The organism is Chitinophaga sp. Cy-1792, from assembly GCF_011752935.1.
Classification (GTDB): domain Bacteria; phylum Bacteroidota; class Bacteroidia; order Chitinophagales; family Chitinophagaceae; genus Chitinophaga.
The window spans coordinates 2,260,390-2,283,460 of sequence record NZ_VWWO01000001.1 but is presented as its reverse complement, the minus strand read 5'-3'; the positions used below and the strand labels follow the sequence as shown (position 1 = coordinate 2,283,460).

Below are 23,071 nucleotides of genomic sequence, written 5' to 3'. Positions count from 1 at the left end.
TTAAAAAGTGCCGGAAAACTTTGTCAATTAGAAAAACAAATGGTACTTTTGCCGAAATTATATTTTGGATAATTATGTTTGCAGTTGTAAAAATCGCAGGTCAGCAATTTAAAGTACAAAAAGACCAGGAAATTTTTGTACAGCAGTTACAAGGAAATATCGGAGATAACGTGGAGTTTTCTGATGTACTGTTGACAGATAACGCTGGTACGCTGACAGTTGGCACTGATGTAAAATCAGTAGTAAAAGCTCAGATCTTAGGGCATGTTCAGGGCGACAAAGTGATCGCTTTCAAAATGAAGAGAAGAAAAGGCTTCAGAAAGAAAGTTGGTCATCGCACCCATTTTACTAAGATCAAAATCAATGAGATCGCTTAATTTGTACGTTAAGCGATACGGTATTTATTAGACATAAGTTTTTTAAAGTAATTATACAATGGCACATAAAAAAGGTGAAGGTAGTGTAAAGAACGGCCGTGACTCCCAAAGCAAAAGGCTGGGCGTTAAAATTTTCGGTGGTCAGCCTGCTATTTCTGGTAACATCATTGTTCGCCAGAGAGGTACTGTTTACCATCCAGGTTCTAATGTAGGTATTGGTAAAGATTTTACCATTTTCGCAGTTGCAGACGGTGTAGTTGAATTCAGAAAAGGTCGCGAAAACAAAACCTACGTTTCTGTTAAAGCATTTGACACCACTGCTCAGGCTGAAGCCTAATCAGTGTTTGCCATAAAGTTTTTTTATACCCAATTATTTTACTAACCCAAATTCAAAAAACAATGGCAACAATTAAAAAAGCAGCTGCTAAAAAAGCTGCGCCTAAAAAGAAAGCTGCTGCTAAGAAAGCCGCTCCTAAAAAAGCTGCTGCTAAGAAAGCTGCTCCTAAAAAAGCTGCTGCTAAGAAAGCCGCTCCTAAAAAAGCTGCTGCTAAGAAAGCTGCTCCTAAAAAAGCTGCTGCTAAGAAAGCTGCTCCTAAAAAAGCTGCTGCTAAGAAAGCTGCTCCTAAAAAGGCTGCTGCTAAGAAAGCTGCTCCTAAAAAAGCTGCTGCTAAGAAAGCTGCTCCTAAAAAAGCTGCTGCTAAGAAAGCTGCTCCTAAAAAGAAAGCTGCTGCTAAGAAAGCTGCTCCTAAAAAAGCTGCTGCTAAGAAAGCCGCTCCTAAAAAGAAAGCTGCTACTAAGAAAGCTGCTGCACCTGCTGCTCCAGCAGCACCTGCAACTCCAGCTAACTAAGATCGGAATTACAAAATGTAGTTATAAGGGTCCTGATGGTTTCATCAGGACCTTTTCGTTTTAGACACCCAAAACCATACTTAATCGTCTTTGCATATCTCTGCTCCTTTGCGAAAGAAAATACCCTAACTTTATCCAATGGACAATTATGCAATAGCCGATAATTTCGCCCTGCTCTCCAAATTAATGGATATCCATGGCGAAAACAGTTTTAAAGCTAAATCTTTCGCCTCCGCGGCATTCACTATAGAAAAATTACCCGCTCAACTGAAAGAAACTCCCCGTGACCAGATTTTTAAAATCAAAGGCATTGGCGACTCTACCGGTAAAGCAATCGTCGAAATGCTCGATACCCAACAATTCGGCCTCCTCGACCATTATATCCAGATCACGCCCCCAGGCATCCTCGAAATCATGAAGATCAAAGGACTGGGACCAAAAAAAATCGCCACCATCTGGAAAGAACTGGAAGTGGAATCCATGGGCGAACTACTCTATGCCTGCAATGAAAACAGATTGCTCCTCCTCAAAGGCTTCGGACAGAAAACGCAGGATAGTGTCAAACAAAACATAGAATTCTATCTCTCCAATAAACACCGTTTCCTCTTCGCTGAAGTAGCGCAAACAGGCAATGAACTGGAAAAACAGCTGAAAGGCATCTTTGATCCGGCTCCTGTTAGCACGACCGGCGCTTTCCGACGTAATGCCGTCATCATAGATGAAATTGAATTCCTCATCGCAGCAACACCGGAAAGTATTCAGCAACAGCTGTCGCTCCTGCCAGGTTTTAAACTGACCTCCGCAGCCGACCATAACGCTGTCTGGAGTTATGAAGAGAAATATAAAATCGTTACACATGCCTGCACCGTGGAAGCCTTTCCGGCACAGCTTTTCCTGACCACCGGCGCGGCAGCCTTCATCGATAAATTCAATGCTGCTGGTGGAAACGCTGCTATCGACGGAGCTCACAGCGAAGAAGAAATCTTCAGTCGTGCTGATATGGCATTCATCCCGCCATGCTTACGCGAAGGCATAAACGAAATAGAACAGGCCCGCGGCCGTAATCTCCCATCCCTCATTCAGCCGGGTGATATCAAAGGAATCATCCACTCACACAGCCAGTGGAGTGATGGCCTCTATACGCTGGAAGAAATGGCCGTTGCTGCACAGAAACAAGGCTTTGAATACCTCGTTATCAGCGACCACTCCCGCTCTGCCTTCTATGCCAATGGCCTCGATGCCGACCGCGTGCTGGCCCAGCAATCACAGGTAGATGAACTCAATGCGAAAATGGCGCCTTTCCGCATTTTCAAAAGCATTGAGTCTGATATCCTCAATGATGGCAGCCTGGACTACCCGGATGAAATCCTGGCCACCTTCGACCTGGTAATCGCTTCTGTTCACTCTAACCTGAAAATGACAGAAGAGAAAGCCATGGCCCGCCTGATGAAAGCCATCGAAAACCCGTACACAACGATATTGGGACATATGACCGGCCGGCTCCTCCTGAGCCGCAACGGCTATCCGGTAGATCATAAAGCTATTATTGATGCCTGCGCCGCCAACCAGGTAGTGATAGAGCTCAACGCACATCCACGCAGGCTCGATATCGACTGGACCTGGCTGCATTATGCCATCGAAAAAAACGTGCTGATCTCCATAGATCCGGATGCCCACAGTGTTGAAGGCTTCAGTGATATTTACTATGGTACCCTGGCTGCACAGAAAGGTGGCATTACCAGGACAAACAATCTGAGTAGTTTCACTGTTGATCAATTGAATGCATATCTTCTGGAAAGGAAAAAACGCAAAAATCTGATCTCATGATACTTCTGGCCCTGGCCGTGGCACCAGGATTGGCAATCTCCATGCTTATCTATGCCCTCGACAAATACGATCGTGAGCCAATAGGGCTGTTATTAAAATGCTTTTTGCTGGGGATGGTCTGTATTGCCCTTCCCCTTGCATTTCAGGCACTGGCTATGGGAGCAGGTTTCAGTGAAAACGGCGGAAGTCTGCTCGGCACTGCCTTCTTCGCCTATGCCATCGTTGCTGTTTCTGAAGAAGTCGCCAAGTTCCTCGTACTTTACTTTTATGCCTATCCCAAGAAAAGCTTCAATGAGCCTTTCGATGGGATCGTGTATTCAGTAATGATAGGAATGGGCTTTGCCACACTGGAAAACATCGCGTATGTAGGGCAGTTTGGTTATAGAACAGGGGTGGCCCGCATGTTCCTGTCTGTGCCTGCGCATGCAGCATTTGCAGTGTTGATGGGGTACTATGTTGGCCTGGCCAAATTCCTGCCACAGAAACGGAACCATCTGCTGCAGAAAGGCCTGGGCATTGCCATCTTCTTCCATGGTACCTATGATTTCTTCCTGTTTACCGGCAGTAGCATCCTCCTACTGGGAGCCGCCATTGTTACCTTGTTCTTTGCTATCCGCAATGCGGTCAGGGCGATTAAAAAAGACCAGGCGTTATCCAAAAAACTACACGAAAACCATTTCTTCGACGAAGATGAACCTCCGCAGAATCAGCACTGATCATGCTATCCTATTTCTGTCTGCATATAATTGCGTAATTTGAGGCTTCAAAGATCCTCAACAAAAATGCAACTCATTTACGTATACGATGCCCTCTGCGGCTGGTGCTATGGCTTTACACCGGTAGTACAGCAATTACAGGAGCGCTACCCCGACATGGAGTTTGATGTACTCTCGGGCGGTATGATCCTCGGCGCCAATAAAAGACCATGGTCGGCCATGCATTCCTATATCATGCAGGCACATAAATCAGTAGAAGAAACTACCGGCGTTCAATTCGGAGATGCTTTCCTGAATGAGCTCCTGCCCTCTTCTGAAAAAATGGATTCCGAAACACCGGGTATTGCGCTCACTGTTTTCAAAACCTATCAGCCGGAGAAAGCCCTGGATTTCGCGCACGACATGCAGGTAGTCCTCAATTACAACGGAGAAAGCCTCAGCAACGATGATACCTATCGCAAGCTGGTGGAGAAATATAATATCCCTGCAGACGAATTCCTGCAAAAGCTGCACGATGAAAACTTCAGGTATCAAACCCAACAAGAGTTCCAGATGGTGCAAAACTGGGGTATTACCGGCTTCCCTGCCGCTATTCTCGACCTTGGTAATGGCGGGCAGTTATATCTCTGCGCAAAAGGCTATACTACACTGGAGAGATTACAGCAAACAATTGAAAACATCATAGCAGAAAGTAAAAGCAAACAATAACCTATGCTTCAAACTAGAAAAGGAACAACAGCTGATAGTAAGATTATCAGGGCACTGGCAGAAAAAATCTGGCCGCCTACCTATGGGGCTATATTAGCGCCGGAACAACTGGTATTTATGCTCGATATGATGTACAGCCCGGCTTCACTGGAGCAGCAGATGAATGAGCGTCATCATGAATTTATTATCCTGGAAGATGAAGGTACTGCTATCGGATATGCCGCCTACAGCACCACAGACCTGCCGGCAGTTTTTAAATTACATAAGATCTATCTCGATCCTGATTGTCAGGGTAAGGGTGCCGGCAAATTCCTGCTGAATACCGTGGCGGCAGCTGTTAAGGAGAAAGGCGCCACTATTCTTGAGCTGGACGTAAATCGGTACAACAAGGCAAAGCAATTTTATGAAAAACAGGGTTTTGCTGTCATTAGTGAGAAAAATACCGAGATCGGGAATGGTTACCTGATGGAAGATTATGTAATGCAGAAGCCATTGTAGGCTGCTTTCGCGGAGATAAATTACTGGTTGGAATTGCTTGAAATGGGGAGTTTTGGTGCAATAATTCAAATAAAAAAGCCCGGTAAGGATATACCAGGCTTATTCCCAAGTTAACCATTAAAAGACACAACTCTTTAATTAGTTTCAATTCGCATACAAACACGCTTATTTATATTTCTTCGATATTACCCTGGAAGATCATTGCCTGCGGATACAAGACAAAAGAGATAGACCGGGGTTTGCATTAGAAACATCATCACAATGACAACGGGAAGCCTGTTACAAAAAATAACCAAATCAACATTTAAATTTTATAATCACTTCCCGTGGAAAATAAAGGGGCTGACTTTGTAGCAAGAGGCCTACGTAGTCACCCCCTAAAGGAGATGAGCACAACTATTAAGGACTTCACTCATCAATAATTTTGACAATCTTTTACAGCTTTAACAAGCGTTATTAGAAAGAACTATGGTTTTGTTTTTTCTCGGATAGGATATAGTAAAAAAGAGATTAGTATACTTTAAGGGGAAGTGCAATCCTCTTCAAACCCCAGCTACGACACATTCTTATCTGCAAGCCTTCCTAATCATATACGCTTTATAATATCTCCCCGGATTTTCTATCTGGCAAAAATTTCATATATTTTATTATATAATCTATTCATACTCTCTATATCAATTTTATATATAAAAAAATTCCCGCATAGAGAAACTATGCGGGAACGTAGGTGCTTGAATGCGTATATCGGTTAATTAATCAAGCCATGCTTATTTTGCTGACAACATTGTACCTTCTTCTGCATCATCATCGTGAATAATGGCTACAGCCTTATTCAGTTTAGGATCTGGTGCAATTTTCAGTACACCTGCATTTCCTGCAGCTTTGGCATCACGGAGTTTCACAATTACCAGGGCATCATCTTCCTTAATACGGTCGTTTACCAATGCCACCTGGATATCTGTTTCGCTGAATGCGCAATCACCTGTGATCTTTACCATGTCGCCGTTCATAATCACGTAATCTTTACCGTAAACTGCTGTAGAAGCCGAATCCACACCAAAGAAGATGTTGATATCACTACCAGTACAGTTGGTTTGTACGGTCTGATCTGCTGCTTTTACGAGGATAGCTTTGAACATGCTTACCGGTGCAGTAGCTGATTCGTTAGCATCTGTAAGTTTTACGAGGGTAATGTATGCAGGCTGGTCCTGGATATACTGAGAGGCTGAAATAGAAGTAACATCACCGTTATAACCAACGATCGCTTCATTTTCTGCTTTGATTTCGCTCAGTACCAGTACTACTGTTTCTGCCAGTTCGTAACGGTTATCATCTTTAACCTTTACGTTCAGGTTAGCTGTAGAAGCGCCGCTGTCGATAGCAAAAGGAGCTTTGATACTGTTTACGAAGTCCTGGCCAGGTAATGCGGTACCGTTACCAAATTTGTACGTTAAACGTACTGGTTTGGAAGTGGCATTGATCAGCGGGGTGCCATCTCTTTTGAACAGACCAACGGAGAAAACTACGTCAGTTGCAGGTTCTGCGCCATTGCTACCACCTGTAAATTTCACGATGGCAGGCTGGTCGAGGATGGTCACTTCACCTTTGGATTTAGTAAGATAGAGTTCAGATGCATCAAGGATTTCTACGTGGAAAGTTTCTTTTCCTTCCAGGAGGTTATCGCTCTTTATAGGGATCTGAATAGTTTTAGAGATAATAGCGCCGGCAGCAAATTCGCTCGGAACAAAGGAAATAGTACCTTCTGTCTGTTCGAAATCACCTACGATAGCACCACCTTTATGTCCAACTGTTTTGTAGTGAACGTTAACCGGGGTACGAACGCCGTTGTTACGCAGGAAGCCGGAGAGCGTAATGGTCAATGATGCGTTTGACAGGCCATTTAATGGCTCAGAAACCGCGATATCATTTATAGAAACGCCATGGCTGATTTTCATAATACGGTTACCATCTTCATCGCCACCACCAGCAGCAATGATTTCGCCGGAAGGGCTCATCAGCAGGGTAGACAGTGAAGTTTTGGCATCGTATTTACCGAGTTGTTTATCAAACATCAGCTCACCATCAGGAGAGAATTTCTCCAGGCGGTAGCCTTCTTTTGCTACTACACAAATTTCATCGTCTTCAGTGAGTAACAGATGGCTGAATACACCGCCAACAGTTTTATTCACTACTTCAGCACCATCTGGCTGCAGTTTCACGATTTTACCGGTGCCGGCAGAAGGGTTACCACCTGCTGCTACCACTTTACCGTTTTTACCTACTTCCAGGGAATATAGTGCTGCATCTACTTCTTTGTTGAACAGCTCTGTTCCGTCTGGACGTAATTTTACGATACGGCCTTTATCTTTTTCTTCAGCGCAGGCGAAGATCTGTCCGAGGTCATTCACACGAATTTCGTTGAATTTACCATCTACAGTACTGTATTCTTTATCGAATACTACCTGGCCTTCTGTATTTACTTTTGCGATACGGCTGGCATTACCGGTACCATAGGAACCACCGCCCATTGCGAGAACGGCGCCATCTTCCAGCAGCAGCATTTTTTCAAATACGGCGCCTGGTTTACCGAAGCTCAGCTCAAACTGTTTTTCGCCTTTGCCATCTACTTTAACCATAAAGGCTTTACCCTGGCCATCTCCTACATCACCACCAATAGCGATAATGTTTTCATCTTCATCGATCAACACATTGTTGAAAACATTGTGTGAACCAAATGCTTTATCAAATTCTATTTTACCATCCGGTGCCATTTTGGTAATGCGTGCCTGTGCAGGCTTGCTACCATCCACACCTACGGTAATATAATTACCATGACGATCGGTGATTACTTTTGTAAAGTAGCCACCCTGGCCATTTCCGATAGATTTATCAAAGACAACCTCACCTGTGGCCGACAGTTTGGTAATGCGTGCATTACCATAGGCGATTGTACCACCACCTACTGCTATCAATTCATTTTTGGGCAGCAGCAGCATGTCCTGGTAAGCAACCAGTCCGCCTTTATTCAGTTTGGCATTATAAATAAGGTTTCCGGTGCCGGACAATTTTGTGATACAGCCATTATCTGATCCACCACCGATAGCAACAATAGAGTTGTTGTCGCCGATAGCCAGTTTTTTATACTGGTTCTTGGGACCGCTGAAACTCTTGTTGAACACTACTGGCATTTCCTGGGCAAGGGCCTGAGAGCCTACGGCCAGGAAAAGCACTAATGAAGCAATCTTGTTCATTTCTATAATTTTGATATACGCTAAAAATTATTACTTACAATATTTTCACTTCACATCTCCGGTTCACTCCCTGCAACTGGATAAACATTTCCCGGTCGTGGTCGAGTGAAAATCCCCCTGCAATCCACACCGGTTTGGTAGAACCGAAATAGCTGATCCTGATTTTTTCCGGATCTACACCTCTGCTTTTCAGACATTCCTGGATATAAACTGCTCTGTTTTTAGATAAAGAGAGGTTATATTTTTCTGTTCCGATGATGTCTGTATGCCCGCTGATCAGGATGAGTCTTTCCGGATGTGTCTTCCACAGCTGGAAGATAGAATCCAGTTTTTTCCATTCCTGGTCCATGGGAACATAGGAGTTCAGGTCGAAATAGATGATGCCAGGCGTACGTATCAGCAAATTGGCGGCACGTACGATGCTATCCATTTTTTTGTCGGCGATATGGTTCGCTTTCTGCCATGCGATCACGTCCGGATTGGTAACGGCGATTTTTTTCGTATCTGCGTTACCGTCAGTAGCGGCTTGCCAGTCGAGCTGCTCAGGATGGCTGTTTACCGGTCTGTCTTGTGCAGGGGCGGCATTTGCTTTGCTGATAGCTGCTGCGGCGGCGGCTTCCGGAGTACCGGCCTGGTACTGCCAGGAGATCATCTCCGGCGCACTGTTGGCGGCACTGTTGCCATAGTCTGTCGTTGTACGGCTATCTACCACCACAGGCGTAGCTGCTGGTGTAGCTGCCGGCGATGACTTAACAGGTTCATTTGAAATAGCGTTATCGTAGCGGGAGTCTCCGGTGAGCGTTTCCTGACGGCGGTTATCCGTCTGTATTACGGCAAGGGACGTTTTATCGCTAGTGCGGGCGGTATCGGGATAAGATATGCCTACTTGTTTCAAAGGATCGTTGTTGGCCAGGCTCAATACATAGATATGATCATTATCGTGTACACCTGATCTGTCAGATGTAAAGTATAGCAATCGCTTGGTATCATCCAGTACAGGGTTCAGGTCGTCGAACTGTGTATTTACCGGGAAAGGCAAATGTTCGGCTCCCTTTGCCTGATTATTTATGTCGATAACAAATATATCCAGTCCGCCGAATCCTTCCAGTCCGTTAGAAGAGAAGAATAATTTGTTTCCGGATATAAAAGGATACAACTCGTTTCCGTTGGTATTTACCTCAGGGCCCATGTTTACCGGTGCTTTCCACCGTTTTTCCGTTGCATCCCAGTCGGTATAGTAGATGTCTGTTCCACCAAATCCTCCTGGCATATCGGATGCAAAGTACAAACGTTTACCGTCAGGAGCAACTGAAGGATGTAATATGGATGCCGAAATATTATTTTTCCCGATGTAAACGGGGTTAGGTTTGCTCCAGGAGTTGTGTTCTGCCTGGAATGTAGCGAACAGTAACTGTGTTCCGTTACTGGTATTTATAAATCCATTTTTTTCATTTCTTACTTCAGAAAACTTGTTGGAAGTATAAATTACCTTTTGTCCGTTGTCGTAGAAAGATGCCGGCCCTATCTGTAAAACCCCTCTCAGGCTGTTGTTGAACGGGGTAACTCCCTCTTCTGAAAGGATGTAGAGTTTGGAGTTGGTATATAAAGATTGGGCATCTTTCTTTTTAACATCATTGGAAAGAAAAACGATATTCTCTTTATATAACGCCAACCCATACTGGTAACCCGGCAGGTTGAGGCGCAGACTGTCTACATGCGTCCCTTCCTCCACTTTACGGTTGAAAAAGGCGTAGTAGTTGTCCAGCGACTGGGAGATATTTTTAAATCGGGTATCTTCTTTATAATCTTTCTGGTACTGGTCAGTTATTTCTTTGGCTTTTGTGACTCTGCCGGTACGTTTGAGGAGGTCGAGGTAATTGGTAACGTCGCTGGCAGCGATGTCGGGACCTGGTTTATACAGGACCTCATCATACAGGCTAATCGTTTTTTCGAACTGGCGGGTTTCGTAGTAAATTCTTGCCAGCTGGAGTTTAGCCTTACGGGTTACATTTTCATTGCCGCCATTATTCAGGACGGTATTGCACAGCGAGATCGCGTGCTCGTAGTCCTGGCGTTTGTAGAGGCGTTCCGCGCGGTTTACCTTCGACATATCGCCGAAAGCACTGCTGCCGGAATCTTTCACAAAAGAACATGATGCAAAGAGAATAATGGCACCCTGGAATAGAATATAGGATGTAATTGGCTTCGTTGGCATACAATCATGTTTATAATTAGAAATAGCGGGGAGCTACGACTTTCATCTTAGACCATGCAAATCGGTAGTTCACCATTAACTCATGTGATACAGACTGTGCGCCTTTAAGATTGGATTGCATAGGAGTATCATAGGAGTAACCTATCTGTAAATTTTTAGTGGCCTGTACCTGGACAATGCCCGTCAGCGTTTTTTCAGAACGCCAGGAAGCACCAACCCAGACAAGGTTTTTCAGTAATACATTGGCATTAAGGTCATAGGCGAAGCCATTACCGGTTACCTGACGTAACAAGACATTCGGCTTCACTTTTACGTTGTCATTAATAGTCCATAGGTAGCCGGTTTGCAGGTAGTAATGTGCTTTGCTTTCCACCTTGTTCACCTTCCCTCCCAGATCAAAGCTCTGAAAAGTTGGCGAAGAAATACCAATAAAAAAGTTTTCTGTAAACAACATCAACCCAAAACCAACGTCGGATTTCCAGTAACTCTGGTTTTGCGCAAACACAGGATCCATGGTGGATAACTGGGTGTTATCTTCCCTGAACTGCGTCATTCCCCCTTTCAAACCCAGCGCTATATACGTCTTTTCGTTGAGTTTTACACGTTGAGAAACGTTGAAGTTTACCTGTGTCTGTGAGTTGACCGTTATCTTTTCATTCACCAGCGACACCCCAAAGCTTGTATTGGTGGCCTTTATAGGTGTATAAAAAGATGCCGTCAGCGTTTTGGGAGCCCCCTCCACTCCTACCCATTGGTTACGACCAACGGCGGTAAGACTGGAGGATTCGTCCATGCTTGGGTAAGCCGGGTTGATCATCATCCCGTTAAACATATACTGAGAGTAGATGGGCTCCTGCTGTGCATAAGTTTTGGTTATGCAACAGCAGCAAAGCGCCAGTAAACTGCCTGTTTTAATTATAAAGTTGCGCATAGGGTCCAACTTTTCAGATTATCGTTTTATAACAATGAAACCAGTAACACGCTCCTGTTTTCCATCTACATCAAGCGTAATGCAGTAGAAATAAGAGCCATCCGGAACGTCGCTACCTGATGCACCACCAGTATTGGACTTTCCTTTAAAGTTATTGGAAGCGTTATCGTAATTCGTTGTTTTGTAAACCACACCACCCCAACGGTTAAATATCACGACTTCATTTTTCGGATATCTACCGATGTTTTCGATCCACATCTGGTCATTTCCTTTTCCATCACCATTGGGAGAGATAGCAGGGTGTATTCTGATCCATCCGTTGTTATTACCGGTATAGCGGCCGTCTGTTGTCCATCTTTCCACGGAGTCAGGAACACCATCACCATCAGAATCCAGGTCAAGGAAGTTTGGAATACCATCGCCATCGGTATCATCGTCAAACGGATCACCGTTTCTGTTGATATCCTCTTCCGCGTTGGTCAGGCCATCGCCATCGGTATCGCACTCGCCGCACATAGGATCATCGTTCAGGATGATGCCCAGCGCTTTGGACGGCTCGCCAAACGTAGGTACGTGGGTGTTAGTAGGTACCGTAGCACTGGTCATTTTAATGAAGAAGGACTCATTCTGTTCGAATGTAGTGTCACCAATAATGGTTACTACATATTCACCGCTACCTTCAAACGGAGGAATAACGATCTGTTTCGTTTTCATGATGAAGTCCTCTCCCGGTGTAGCTCTGAAGTCGAAGAACGGATAAGACACCCCTTCTGTTGCTTCTTCATAGTCGAAGTTGATTGTTACCGGACGGGAGCTCTTATTACTCAGGTTCACGACAAACTTCAGTGGTGTACTATCTCCCAGATTACCTTCTTTCACGCTGTATTTATCTTTCGTGAACGTCAGTATCAATGGATCATTATCCTCAATGATTACATTGGCTGTAGTCTGATCACCTTCTATATAAAGTGGTGTGCTGCTGGTTCCGGCATATGGCAACAGGGTCGTTTTCAGGAACCCGTCTTCATCATTGATATCATCATCGGAAGCGGTGAGGGTGAAGTTGTAATCGGTTTGCATAGCCGGCATCATCACAGTCAGGATATTACCGCTGACAGTACCCGGAACAACCGTACCTGTGCTGGCTTTGAAGCTGCGTACCGCATCCTGGTCTACCTGAATTCTTACCGGCACCGCAATGGCAGCCATATTTACAGAATGCAGTGTATACGTTACCGGAGACCCTTCTGGTACTTTTGTATCCTTCGTGGTCAGGTTGATCTTCATGGTATCATTATCCCTGATGATCAGGTCTGGTGTCTGTTGTGCGGAGATCGGCCAGGTAACATTCACCAGGCTGCTGGTTATATTCTTCAACTGGAGAGAAACGGTACCATCTCCCTCTATTATATTATTATCTATAGGATCTACATTGATGATCACCTCATTTTGTCCTGCCGGGATGGTGGTTGTTCCGCTCAGTTTTTTGTAGCGCACGTCCGGTGTAGCAGTACCGCCAACGGTATAGTTGACCTGTACCGGTTGTACCGCTGTCAGGAGGTTATCTGTAAATCTGATTTTAAACTGACCCTGGATATCTGGTTCTGCCGCATCTTTCACTTTCTCCACCAGCATTTCCCTGGCAGTAGCTTTGGCGCCGGTGGCATCACTTTCATCGTCATGGATAGTCAGTTTCACGGTATCTTTTGTATCCACCTTGAAGTTGATCGCAGTAGCCCCGCGGTTCATGATAGCGGTTTTCAGGGCTGCCGGCAGGAATTCATCTCCTTCTATTACATGGTTATCTATTACCGGCACCTGTACATCCGCACTGTTACTACCTACGGGAATGGTAACGGTAGTGGCTACACTGCCAATGTTGGTAGCCCCAGGAACGGAGCCTACATACAAGGTAACATTCACAGGAGCCATAGCGGTATAGTTCTGTGGCAGTTTCACCGTATAGGCGCCAGCGGTAGCAGGTTCGGCAGCATCTTTATTTTTCAGCAGCTGCACGGAAGGTTCTACTACATCTTTAATAATAACCGTAGGTATTGGTTGAAGATCATAGGCAAAGTAATGGTCCACATAGGTGCCTGCCAGTACCAGGTTCTGATCACCAGTGATGATATTGTTGGCGGTAGCATTCAGTGTGTAATCAAAGGTATGCTCACCGGCAGGTAATACAAACCTGGCAGGACTGATGGTATAATCGCCGGTGCCTGCTTCGGAAGTAGCTGCCGGTGCCAGGTTAATCACGATATCTTCCTGAGCTACGATGCTGTCGGTCATGAAGCCGATGGTCATCTTAGAACTATGGCCTTTCTGGAGTGAGGTACTGTCGATCGTCAGTTTCATCTTCAGGTTAGCTGGGATCGTGCTGGTATAATCGATGATAGTCACGTCCAGAGAGTCACTGCTCATACCTGGCCATCCTACAGGCGTGGCAACTATGCGGTACAATTCAGGCTTCTCAATTATATTATCTCTCAGGGCAGAGAAGGCAAAGGAGTAATCCGTAGCCCCTGCCGGGATAGTGATGGTTGTTGGCAGACCGTTTACATCTGTGCTGTCTGCCACAGAATTCGGTGAAGCAGCCAGGTAAACGAGGATATCTTTGCTGGAAGTCACACCCGGCGCAAGGGAAACCTTCACCTGGTAACTATCACCTTCTATTACTGAATGACCTGGTGTTACCGGTGTCAGTATAATTCTTCCATTCGCAGGATCATCATGTGTTCTATCCAGGATGGTTACTTTGGTAGCGTCAACAGGAAGGTTGGTGTCGCCTGTATTTCCGTTCACGATCAGTACTTCATCATCTTCCAGAATCAGATCTGCCAGTGCCAATACTTGTGCTCCAGCAGTTCCTTTATTGGCAAGTGCCGGAATCGTAATACTTGCAGGTAACGCATTGTAGTCGGTAACATCTGCGGTGCTGGCATTATCTCTGCTCAGGTTTACCACGTAATCCTTACCAGCTCTCCAGTTGTTCTCAAACTTCGCGGACAACAGTGATCCGATGGATTTACCTTCTTCTATTGTGTCTGGAGTTGATTCCAGGATTATATGGGCAGGGTATTGCAGATCGGTAATATCGAAATTGGTGCCTGCCATGGTGAAGCTGGAAATACCATCCGTTGCTGCGTAGGCAATATTCAGGGTTTCTGTTCCTTCTACCAGATCATCTGCAATAATTGACAGTGCTAATGTTGTGTCTTTATTATATATGAAAGATGATGGTAGCGTATAGTCGTCACCTTTAGTGGCAGTACCTGTTGTTGTCAGATTAACCTGAATAGGTACTTCCGTGGTAATGCCTGCCGGTAAAGCAACGTGCATCGCTACCAGGTCTCCTTCCTTAACAGGGGAAGTCTTATCAGGCGTTACGGTCAATACCAGGTTGGCCGGAATGGTACGGGTGGCATCCTTGATAGTCAGCGATACATCGTTGATACTGTACTCGCCGGAAGTACCGGTGAGTATAAAGGATTCATCCGCTTCCAGGATATTATCATTAACCGCTGTCAACTGACTGGTAAATGTTTTTGTATTTACACCTGCCGGCAGTGTAACTGTTGGCGTTGCAAAGGTCATATCTGATCCGCTGGCGGTAGAGGCGGCACCTCTGCCCAGGGTAATTACAATCGGTGATCTCGACTTCATATTACCTTCCAGCGTGACGGTGATATCGGCGGACTGGCCTTCTGTCAGCGTGTTTACATTGCTGGAGATGTTAATAATATTGGAACCCGGACGTTTAATGGTGCTATCCTGCACCGTAATAGTAGCTGAAGTAGCAGTAAGCGCCGCATCTGCAGGTGTTCCCTGTACTACGATCGTACCACCATCTCCCAACATATCATTACTGAATGCCTGCACGGTAAACGGAGTTGTGGCATTGGCATCTTTACGGATAATCAACTGAGCCGGCAATGTAGTATGGCAGGTATCATCCAGCGTGGAAGTGGCTGCCTTAACGATATTCACCGGAATATCGTAACCAGCCACCCAGTTGTTAGGCAGTTTTACCGACAGCTGGGAGGAGAATCCTTCCAATATATTATCAGGCGACGCTGTAATTTCCAGTGTTACAGGATATTGCTGGTCGATGATATCTGCATCAATGTCCGGCGTGGTATAGCTAAGCCCGGTAACATCAGTGGTGGTACCGGTAAGTTTGATCGTTTCAGTCCCTTCTACGATGTTGTCTGTCAGCGTGGTAACGGTAAGGGATACAATGCTTCCAGTGGTCATGACCACATTGTCCGGTACGGTATAATCACCGGTAGCGCCTTTGGTAGCAGTGCCGGAAGCCGCGATATTAACAGTGATCGGAATTTCAGTTGTTATTCCTGTCGGTAACGCATATACGTAGATCTGCGAAGCACCTTCATTTATTTGCAGTCTGGCAGCAGGTACTACAGAAAGTACTCTGTTAGCCGCTTTTCTTCTGGTCTGATCATTAATGGTAAGCGTTGCATCGGCAATAGTATAGGTATTACCAGCATCTCCGCCAATAGTCAGTGTTTCATCATTTTCAATGATATTATCCACCGTAGCACCTACGATATCTTCCAGCGTGGTATAGGCGTTTGTTTTTGCCGGAAGTATAATAGATGTTTTAAGGAGATCATAATCTGTTGTTGCTGCCGCAGATGGTTTAGCGGTGAGCGTAATACTGATAGGTGTTGCAGATGTAACATTGGCCGGCAGCGAAATCATGAACTTAGTAGCGGTTCCTTCATCGATGGCCGGTGTAGCAGGTGCTATGGTGATTACATTACTACCCGGAGAGGTTACCCGGGTATTATCCACTATAGTGAATGCCAGTGGAGCTCCTGTAGTAATGTTAGGGTCCGTACAGGTAACACCTACTGTTGCGGTGATGTCATCATTCAATACCAGGTTGGTGCCTGCAGTAATATATATGGTGTTGGATACTTTTCCGTTTGCCGGGATGGTTACCGTAGCCGTGGTGCTCACTCTGCCAGCCTGTAAAGGATCACTGGTGGCGAGGCTTACATTAAAGGTGAGCGCCGCTGCTGTTTTCAGTCCATCAGGCAGCTCTACATAAAATGCTGCACCCGGTGTTTCTCCTTCTTTGATGGATGTTTTATCAAGATGCAGAATAACCTTGTTGGTTGGCGGATAATCACCGTCAATAATGGTAAATGTATTAGTCGTTACGGTGAATGCCTGCGCCAGGGCGTCTGTAGCGGTGGCATCCAGTACTACTGTTTCCGGACCTTCGATGATACCGTCTTTAATCAATACCAGGTCAAACTGGCTGGAATGATCGGTGATGGTTACAGTAGCCGGTTTAAGGGTATAGTCATCATCAATGGTGGCAGTACCGGTATTACCTTTTAAGGTAACGGTAATAGGAACTTCAGTAGTTACACCCGCCGGCAGACTCACCGTCACCTTTCCGCTGTAGCCTTCAATCAGCAGATTGGCAGCATCGGTGGTAAAGTCCAGTTTAGTATAGGCGGTGTTCTTCCTGGTTTCATCGGTTACACTAACGGTTACCGGATCAGCAGTCATATTCGTACCTGCATCTACGTTAGATACCAGTGTTTCTGTCGTTTCCAGGATCATATCTGTAAGTGCCTCGAAAGTCTTGGCAGCAGTAGATATGCTGTTGGTCTTTGCGGGGATGGTGAATACAGATTGATGTAAGATATAATCATTGGTGGTAGACAATGTTGAGCTTGCGTCTCTGGTCAGCGTCACAGTGATCGGCGTGGCAGAGGTAATGTTCTCTGGCAGACTGATAGTAAACGCGGTTCCAGCTCCTTCAGCCACAGTAGCAGTAACTGGTGTAACCGTTACTTTATTGCTTCCTGGCGTGGTGGTTCTGGTATCATCCAGGATCTGTAGCTGTGCGGTAGTTCCGGTTGGGATGTTGGCATCCGTGGTACATACCGCCTTGATAGTCAGTGTTACATCGTCATTCAGTATGAGGTTGGCCGGTGCTTTAATGTATACTTTCGGAGACTGTGTACCCATTGCAGGGATAGTCACCGTTGCCGGCAGATTATACCTGGTTGCATCATCCGGCGTACCTACAGACCCACTCAGGGAGAAGGTCAGGGCGCGCTGCGTTACGATGTTATCCGGTAATTCTACCCAGAAGCCAACACCGGTAGTATTGCCTTCTTTTACACTGGCATTGTCCAGATGCAACACCAGGTCATGTGCCGGTGGATAATCTGCATCTATAATAGTAATGGTATTAGGTGTTACGGTAAAGGCCTGTGTCAGGTCATCAACGGCGGTGGCATCCAGCACAAGGGTTTCAGGACCTTCCATCAGATGGTCTGCCACAAGGGTCAGACTGAACTGAGCTGAACTTCCTGTGAATTTAAGAGAAGATGGCAACAGCGTGTAGTCATCAGTGATAGTAGCTGTGCCGGTATTATCTTTTAAAGTAACAGTAATAGGAACTTCAGTAGTTACACCCGCCGGCAGACTTACCGTCACCTTTCCGCTGTAGCCTTCAATCAGCAGATTGGCAGCATCGGTGGTAAAGTCCAGTTTCGTATAGGCGGTGTTCTTCCTGGTTTCATCGGTTACACTAACGGTTACCGGATCAGCAGTCATATTCGTACCCGCATCTACGTTAGACACCAGTGTTTCTGTCGTTTCCAGGATCATATCTGTAAGTGCCTCGAAAGTCTTGGCAGCAGTAGAAATGCTGTTGGTCTTTGCCGGGATAGTGAATACAGATTGATGTAAGATATAATCATTGGTGGTAGACAATGTTGAGCTTGCGTCTCTGGTCAGCGTCACAGTGATCGGCGTGGCAGAGGTAATGTTCTCTGGCAGACTGATAGTAAACGCGGTTCCAGCTCCTTCAGCCACAGTAGCAGTAACTGGTGTAACCGTTACTTTATTGCTTCCAGGCGTGGTGGTCCTGGTATCATCCAAGATCTGCAACTGTGCAGTAGTTCCGGTTGGGATGTTGGCATCCGTGGTACATACCGCCTTGATAGTCAGTGTTACATCGTCATTCAGTACGAAGTTGGACGGTGCTTTAATGTATACTTTCGGAGACTGTGTACCCATTGCAGGGATAGTCACTGTTGCCGGCAGATTATACCTGGTTGCATCATCCGGCGTACCTACAGACCCACTCAGGGAGAAGGTAAGGGCGCGCTGCGTTACGATGTTATCCGGTAATTCTACCCAGAAGCCAACACCGGTAGTATTGCCTTCTTTTACACTGGCATTGTCCAGATGCAGCACCAGGTCATGTGCCGGTGGATAATCTGCATCTATAATAGTAATGGTATTAGGTGTTACGGTAAAGGCCTGTGTCAGGTCATCAACGGCGGTAGCATCCAGCACAAGGGTTTCAGGACCTTCCATCAGATGGTCTGCCACAAGGGTCAGACTGAACTGAGCTGAACTTCCCGTGAATTTAAGAGAAGATGGCAACAGCGTGTAGTCATCAGTGATAGTAGCTGTGCCGGTATTATCTTTTAAAGTAACAGTAATAGGAACTTCAGTAGTTACACCCGCCGGCAGACTTACCGTCACCTTTCCGCTGTAGCCTTCAATCAGCAGATTGGCAGCATCGGTGGTAAAGTCCAGTTTCGTATAGGCGGTGTTCTTCCTGGTTTCATCGGTTACACTAACGGTTACCGGATCAGCAGTCATATTCGTACCCGCATCTACGTTAGACACCAGTGTTTCTGTCGTTTCCAGGATCATATCTGTAAGTGCCTCGAAAGTGTTGGCAGCAGTAGAAATGCTGTTGGTCTTTGCGGGGATGGTGAATACAGATTGATGTAAGATATAATCATTGGTGGTAGACAATGTTGAGCTTGCGTCTCTGGTCAGCGTCACAGTGATCGGCGTGGCAGAGGTAATGTTCTCTGGCAGGCTGATAGTAAACGCGGTTCCAGCTCCTTCTGCCACGGTAGCAGTAACTGGTGTAACCGTTACTTTATTACTTCCAGGCGTCGTGGTCCTGGTATCATCCAGGATCTGCAACTGTGCGGTAGTTCCGGTCGGGATGTTGGCATCCGTGGTGCATACTGCCTTGATGGTCAGTGTTACATCGTCATTCAGTACGAAGTTGAACGGTGCTTTAATATATACTTTCGGAGACTGTTTACCCATTGCAGGAATAGTCACCGTAGCTGGCAGATTATACCTGGTCGCATCATCCGGCGTACCTACAGACCCACTCAGGGAGAAGGTAAGGGCATTCTGTGTAGTGATATTATCCGGTAACTCTACCCAGAATCCAACACCGGTAGTGTTACCTTCTTTTATACTGGTATTGTCCAGGTGAAGGATCAGGTCATGCGCCGGCGGATAATCTTTATCGATTATTGTCATGGTAGTACCCGTGACAGTAAAGGCAGAAGAAGTAGTATCATTCACTGCAGCGCTGAGAATGATGGTTTCAGGGCCTTCCATCAGACCGTCGGCTATTAAATCGAGGGTCAGGTCTTTTGAATTACCTGTAAATGTAAAGGTGGTTGGTGTTAACGTGTAATCGTCCGGGTTAGTGGCGGTACCTGCAAAGGAAACCGTTGCGGACAACGGTATTTCGGTAGTGACACCGGTAGGCAGTGCCAGGGTAACCGTTCCTTTATAGCCTTCGATCAGCAATGCCGGATCAGGTGTTACGAATTGCAGCTTCAGGTTGCTGGCTATCTTGCGTGTTTCATCCGTAATGGTCACGGAGGTAGCAGCGGCAGTAAAACCTGTTCCCGGATCTACATCAAGTGCCAGCACTTCACTTCCTTCCAGTATCTGGTCAGTTGCTGCTGTCAATACATCCGCAGTTGTAATACTGGAAGATTTTGCATCGATGGTGAATACATTATTCTGTAAGGTATAGTCTGAACTGGTTAATGTTGCTGTGCTTGCAGCTGCATTTTTATTCAGTGTTACAGTAATAGGCGTTGCAGAGGTAATACCTGATGGCAGGGAAATAACAAAACCTGTTTTGCTGCCTTCTGCCAGCATGGTCTGTACTGGTGTAACAGTTATTTTATTACTGTTGGCAGATGTTCCCCTGGTATTATCCAGTATATTAATTTTCACATTTCCTGCTGATGGTATATTATTATCTGTGCAGGAAGCCGTTACCGTTAGGGTAACATTGTCATTCAATACAGTGTTGGACGGCGCCAGTATAAAAATCTTCGGAGACACGGAAGCACCTGCCGGAATTTTCACCTGTGCGGGAAGCGTATACCTGGTAGGATCTTCCGGTGTACCGATAGATCCGCTGAGGTTAAAAACCCAGTCTTTACCCGCAACCAGGCCATTAGGTAACTCTAACCAGAAACCTGCACCAACTGTTCCACCTTCTGTTATACTGGTAGAATCACAATGCAGAATAACATTTGTGGTCAGTGGGTAGCTGGCATCTTTTATAGTAAGTGTATTCGGTACAACTTTAAATGTGGTAGTAATTCCATCTGTTCCGCCACCACCAAGGACAATGGTTTCATCACCTTCCAGCAGGTTGTCCGGCAGCAAATGCAAATGGGTTGTAGTGCTACCGGTACTGGTTTTACTGATCGTAACCGATGTTGTCAGCGTATAGTCATCAGGGTTAGTAGCTGTACCTCCTGTTGTCAGGTTAACGGCAATATCATTATCTGTGGTTACACCCGGAGGTAACGAAACCGTCATGTCTCCTTCATAACCTTCTGCCAGGATGGCTGCCGGATCAGGCGTAACAGATATATTCAGATTTGCGGGGTTGTCCCTGGTTTTATCTTTTATCGTTACAACCTGGTTAACCGTTTTGGTTTTACCCATTACGATCGCAGTAAACTGAATATTTACTGGTTCGTCATTCTCCAGGACCAGATCATTATTAATCACCATGGAAAGGTCTGCACCATTACCATTAATAGGAATAACAGCGTCAGGGATCTTTTTGAAATCCAGGTTATCTCCCTCTAATGCTTTATTGGCAGGGTCTGCGAATACGGCTGCAGATATGGTGATCGGTTCTGAAGCTAATACACCATCCGGGAGTTTGATATGAATGGTATGTGTGGTACCCTCATCAACGGTGGCGGTAGCAGCGTCTACAGAGATATCGCTTGGTTCATCATCGATGATCGTGTATTGTGTCGTAGTTTGTGTTCCTAACGTAACCAGGTTATCCGGCGAAGGCAGGAGTTCCAGGTTGAGGGTGCGGTCATATTCCAGTTTGGTATTACCTTTAATCATTATTCCCGGGAAGGTAATATTTGCTGCTTTTGTCCTGTAATCGCCTGCAGGAATCCATATCCCCACCTGATTATAATCATAATCTACATTTGCTACTGCCGGATGTGCTTCTGTTGAACCAGCAGCATTGATCCTGAATGGCATGAATGCCGGATAATACAGCACACCTCCGCTTACAGTAAGTTGCAATGCCCTTGCAGAATCCACAATATTGCCTTCCAACCCGCTTTGTGCTGCAGCCTTAAACGCAACGGTGACCTGGGTATTGCCTGCCATACCATTATCCGTTGGCATCGGCTCGGTTACTGCACTTGTCTGTGTCGGATCGTTTGTATCGTCATAACCTATACGGATATTGGCACCTACTGAATAAGGCCCCTTATTAGGAGAGATGGCATTATTGGTTGTACGAAATGGTATACACACCGCCATCCCTCTTGGCTGTGTATTTTCCGGAGCGTATTGGCCTTCGATATTACCATACAGTTCAGGAGACTTTACACCCGGAGCCAGCCTTTCCCCCGCGTTCCTCAGATTGTAGGAGCTGAATATTGTATCTGCTATCCTGTAAACCTTACTGGCAGGCGTACCTGATACCCTGGACATCCCCACAACCCTGGCTGTGGTAGGCGATCCAATTACATCTGCATAGCCAAGTAAATTTAAGCTGCTAGCAGCATCACTCGGGCCGGAAGCCTGCACTGTGGCAGCCTCTCCAAGGAATAAATAAGGAATAATAGAATTACCGTCTTTACAGTACAACGTGTATTTTAAATCAACGTATTTTTTCCCTTTTACATAGGAGAATACAGTCCTGAGGATAAAGTGATATGTCTGACTGTTCGAAGGACGTACATAATCAATATGACTATAAACCCATACCTGGTATGGGGTAGCTTGGGAACCATCCCCTATAACAGGCAGGATCTTATCCAGAACCGGTGTCATGTAATCAGTAAATGGCTGCCCATTGGGTGCCCCGGTTGCATAAAAGACTATGAGGGGCTGAATTCCTACCGGGTTCTTAAATGTTGATGAAAAATAGGAAAAATCATTCTTCGTTTCTGTCCGACCATTTCTATAAACCCTGAAATCATAATTAGTTCCTGTGTCGGCAGGTGTAGGCGAAACGACTATTCTGAGGCCATCTGTGGCTGTATTGCCGCCAGTGGGATTGATCACTACCTGCTGTGCAGTAGTGGTAAGTGCTGCTAAAAATAATACAGTCAACATCAACAAGCCCTTGATTCCCATAAGGAATCTTTGAGGCATAGCAGTCTTGATATCTTTCGTAGGATAGGACAGGACTAACATATAAGCGTGTAAATTTCTATTTATACATATAGATTTTTAGTCAAAAATGATAAAACAGTCCTTTGTAAAACCCTATATGCGAATTCCGGTAATGGCTCCAGGTGGTATACATTTGCCCGACAAATGCTGAAAAACCAACCACCTTAATTTTTTTCCTCTTAATCTTTTGATTC

At 45.6% G+C, this 23,071-nt stretch carries 11 protein-coding genes; 7 read left to right on the top strand and 4 right to left on the bottom strand.

The annotated features are described in order from the left end of the window. The first annotated feature begins 74 nt into the window (after window positions 1-74). From rplU to F3J22_RS09290, 7 genes are all read left to right on the top strand, one after another. On the top strand, window positions 75-377 hold the full coding sequence (rplU, locus tag F3J22_RS09320) for a 50S ribosomal protein L21 (protein WP_167016420.1): 303 nt from the start codon (window positions 75-77) through the stop codon (window positions 375-377). Window positions 378-435: 58 nt separating this feature from the next. Next, window positions 436-714 (top strand): 50S ribosomal protein L27, encoded by a 279-nt coding sequence (gene rpmA / locus F3J22_RS09315; RefSeq protein ID WP_073076832.1) that lies wholly within the window; start codon window positions 436-438, stop codon window positions 712-714. Window positions 715-776: 62 nt separating this feature from the next. After that, window positions 777-1,226 carry a histone H1-like repetitive region-containing protein gene (locus tag F3J22_RS09310; RefSeq protein WP_167016418.1) on the top strand — a complete coding sequence of 150 codons (450 nt, stop codon included), beginning with the start codon at window positions 777-779 and terminating at the stop codon, window positions 1,224-1,226. A 138-nt stretch (window positions 1,227-1,364) separates the two neighbouring features. Continuing rightward, window positions 1,365-3,053 (top strand): helix-hairpin-helix domain-containing protein, encoded by a 1,689-nt coding sequence (locus F3J22_RS09305; RefSeq protein WP_167016417.1) that lies wholly within the window; start codon window positions 1,365-1,367, stop codon window positions 3,051-3,053. Then, a complete protein-coding gene (locus F3J22_RS09300; protein WP_167016416.1) occupies window positions 3,050-3,769 on the top strand; it encodes a PrsW family intramembrane metalloprotease in 720 nt (239 codons plus the stop codon). Before F3J22_RS09305 ends, F3J22_RS09300 begins: the two co-directional genes overlap by 4 nt. A 66-nt stretch (window positions 3,770-3,835) precedes the next feature. After that, a complete protein-coding gene (locus tag F3J22_RS09295; protein ID WP_167016415.1) occupies window positions 3,836-4,477 on the top strand; it encodes a DsbA family protein in 642 nt (213 codons plus the stop codon). Window positions 4,478-4,480: 3 nt separating this feature from the next. After that, a complete protein-coding gene (locus F3J22_RS09290) occupies window positions 4,481-4,975 on the top strand; it encodes a GNAT family N-acetyltransferase (RefSeq protein WP_167016414.1) in 495 nt (164 codons plus the stop codon). A gap of 767 nt (window positions 4,976-5,742) precedes the next feature. Here F3J22_RS09290 and F3J22_RS09285 read toward each other — a convergent pair. The 4 genes from F3J22_RS09285 to F3J22_RS09270 are packed head-to-tail and all read right to left on the bottom strand — an operon-like array spanning window position 5,743 to window position 22,856. Then, on the bottom strand, window positions 5,743-8,226 hold the full coding sequence (locus F3J22_RS09285) for a Calx-beta domain-containing protein (RefSeq protein ID WP_167016413.1): 2,484 nt from the start codon (window positions 8,224-8,226) through the stop codon (window positions 5,743-5,745). A 34-nt stretch (window positions 8,227-8,260) separates the two neighbouring features. Continuing rightward, a complete protein-coding gene (locus tag F3J22_RS09280) occupies window positions 8,261-10,441 on the bottom strand; it encodes an OmpA family protein (protein ID WP_167016412.1) in 2,181 nt (726 codons plus the stop codon). A 16-nt stretch (window positions 10,442-10,457) separates the two neighbouring features. Beyond that, the gene (locus F3J22_RS09275) at window positions 10,458-11,372 is read right to left on the bottom strand and encodes a type IX secretion system membrane protein PorP/SprF (RefSeq protein WP_167016410.1); all 915 of its coding nucleotides are present in this window, start codon (window positions 11,370-11,372) and stop codon (window positions 10,458-10,460) included. Between the two features lie 18 nt (window positions 11,373-11,390). Continuing rightward, window positions 11,391-22,856 carry a Calx-beta domain-containing protein gene (locus tag F3J22_RS09270; protein ID WP_167016409.1) on the bottom strand — a complete coding sequence of 3,822 codons (11,466 nt, stop codon included), beginning with the start codon at window positions 22,854-22,856 and terminating at the stop codon, window positions 11,391-11,393. Between the last annotated feature and the right edge of the window lie 215 nt (window positions 22,857-23,071).

Bases quoted from the DNA above. Each gene is read 5' to 3' on its own strand.
- rplU (WP_167016420.1), top strand. From the start codon at position 75: ATGTTTGCAGTTGTAAAAATCGCAGGTCAGCAATTTAAAGTACAAAAA.
- rpmA (WP_073076832.1), top strand. From the start codon at position 436: ATGGCACATAAAAAAGGTGAAGGTAGTGTAAAGAACGGCCGTGACTCC.
- F3J22_RS09310 (WP_167016418.1), top strand. From the start codon at position 777: ATGGCAACAATTAAAAAAGCAGCTGCTAAAAAAGCTGCGCCTAAAAAG.
- F3J22_RS09305 (WP_167016417.1), top strand. From the start codon at position 1,365: ATGGACAATTATGCAATAGCCGATAATTTCGCCCTGCTCTCCAAATTA.
- F3J22_RS09300 (WP_167016416.1), top strand. From the start codon at position 3,050: ATGATACTTCTGGCCCTGGCCGTGGCACCAGGATTGGCAATCTCCATG.
- F3J22_RS09295 (WP_167016415.1), top strand. From the start codon at position 3,836: ATGCAACTCATTTACGTATACGATGCCCTCTGCGGCTGGTGCTATGGC.
- F3J22_RS09290 (WP_167016414.1), top strand. From the start codon at position 4,481: ATGCTTCAAACTAGAAAAGGAACAACAGCTGATAGTAAGATTATCAGG.
- F3J22_RS09285 (WP_167016413.1), bottom strand. From the start codon at position 8,226: ATGAACAAGATTGCTTCATTAGTGCTTTTCCTGGCCGTAGGCTCTCAG.
- F3J22_RS09280 (WP_167016412.1), bottom strand. From the start codon at position 10,441: ATGCCAACGAAGCCAATTACATCCTATATTCTATTCCAGGGTGCCATT.
- F3J22_RS09275 (WP_167016410.1), bottom strand. From the start codon at position 11,372: ATGCGCAACTTTATAATTAAAACAGGCAGTTTACTGGCGCTTTGCTGC.
- F3J22_RS09270 (WP_167016409.1), bottom strand. From the start codon at position 22,856: ATGCCTCAAAGATTCCTTATGGGAATCAAGGGCTTGTTGATGTTGACT.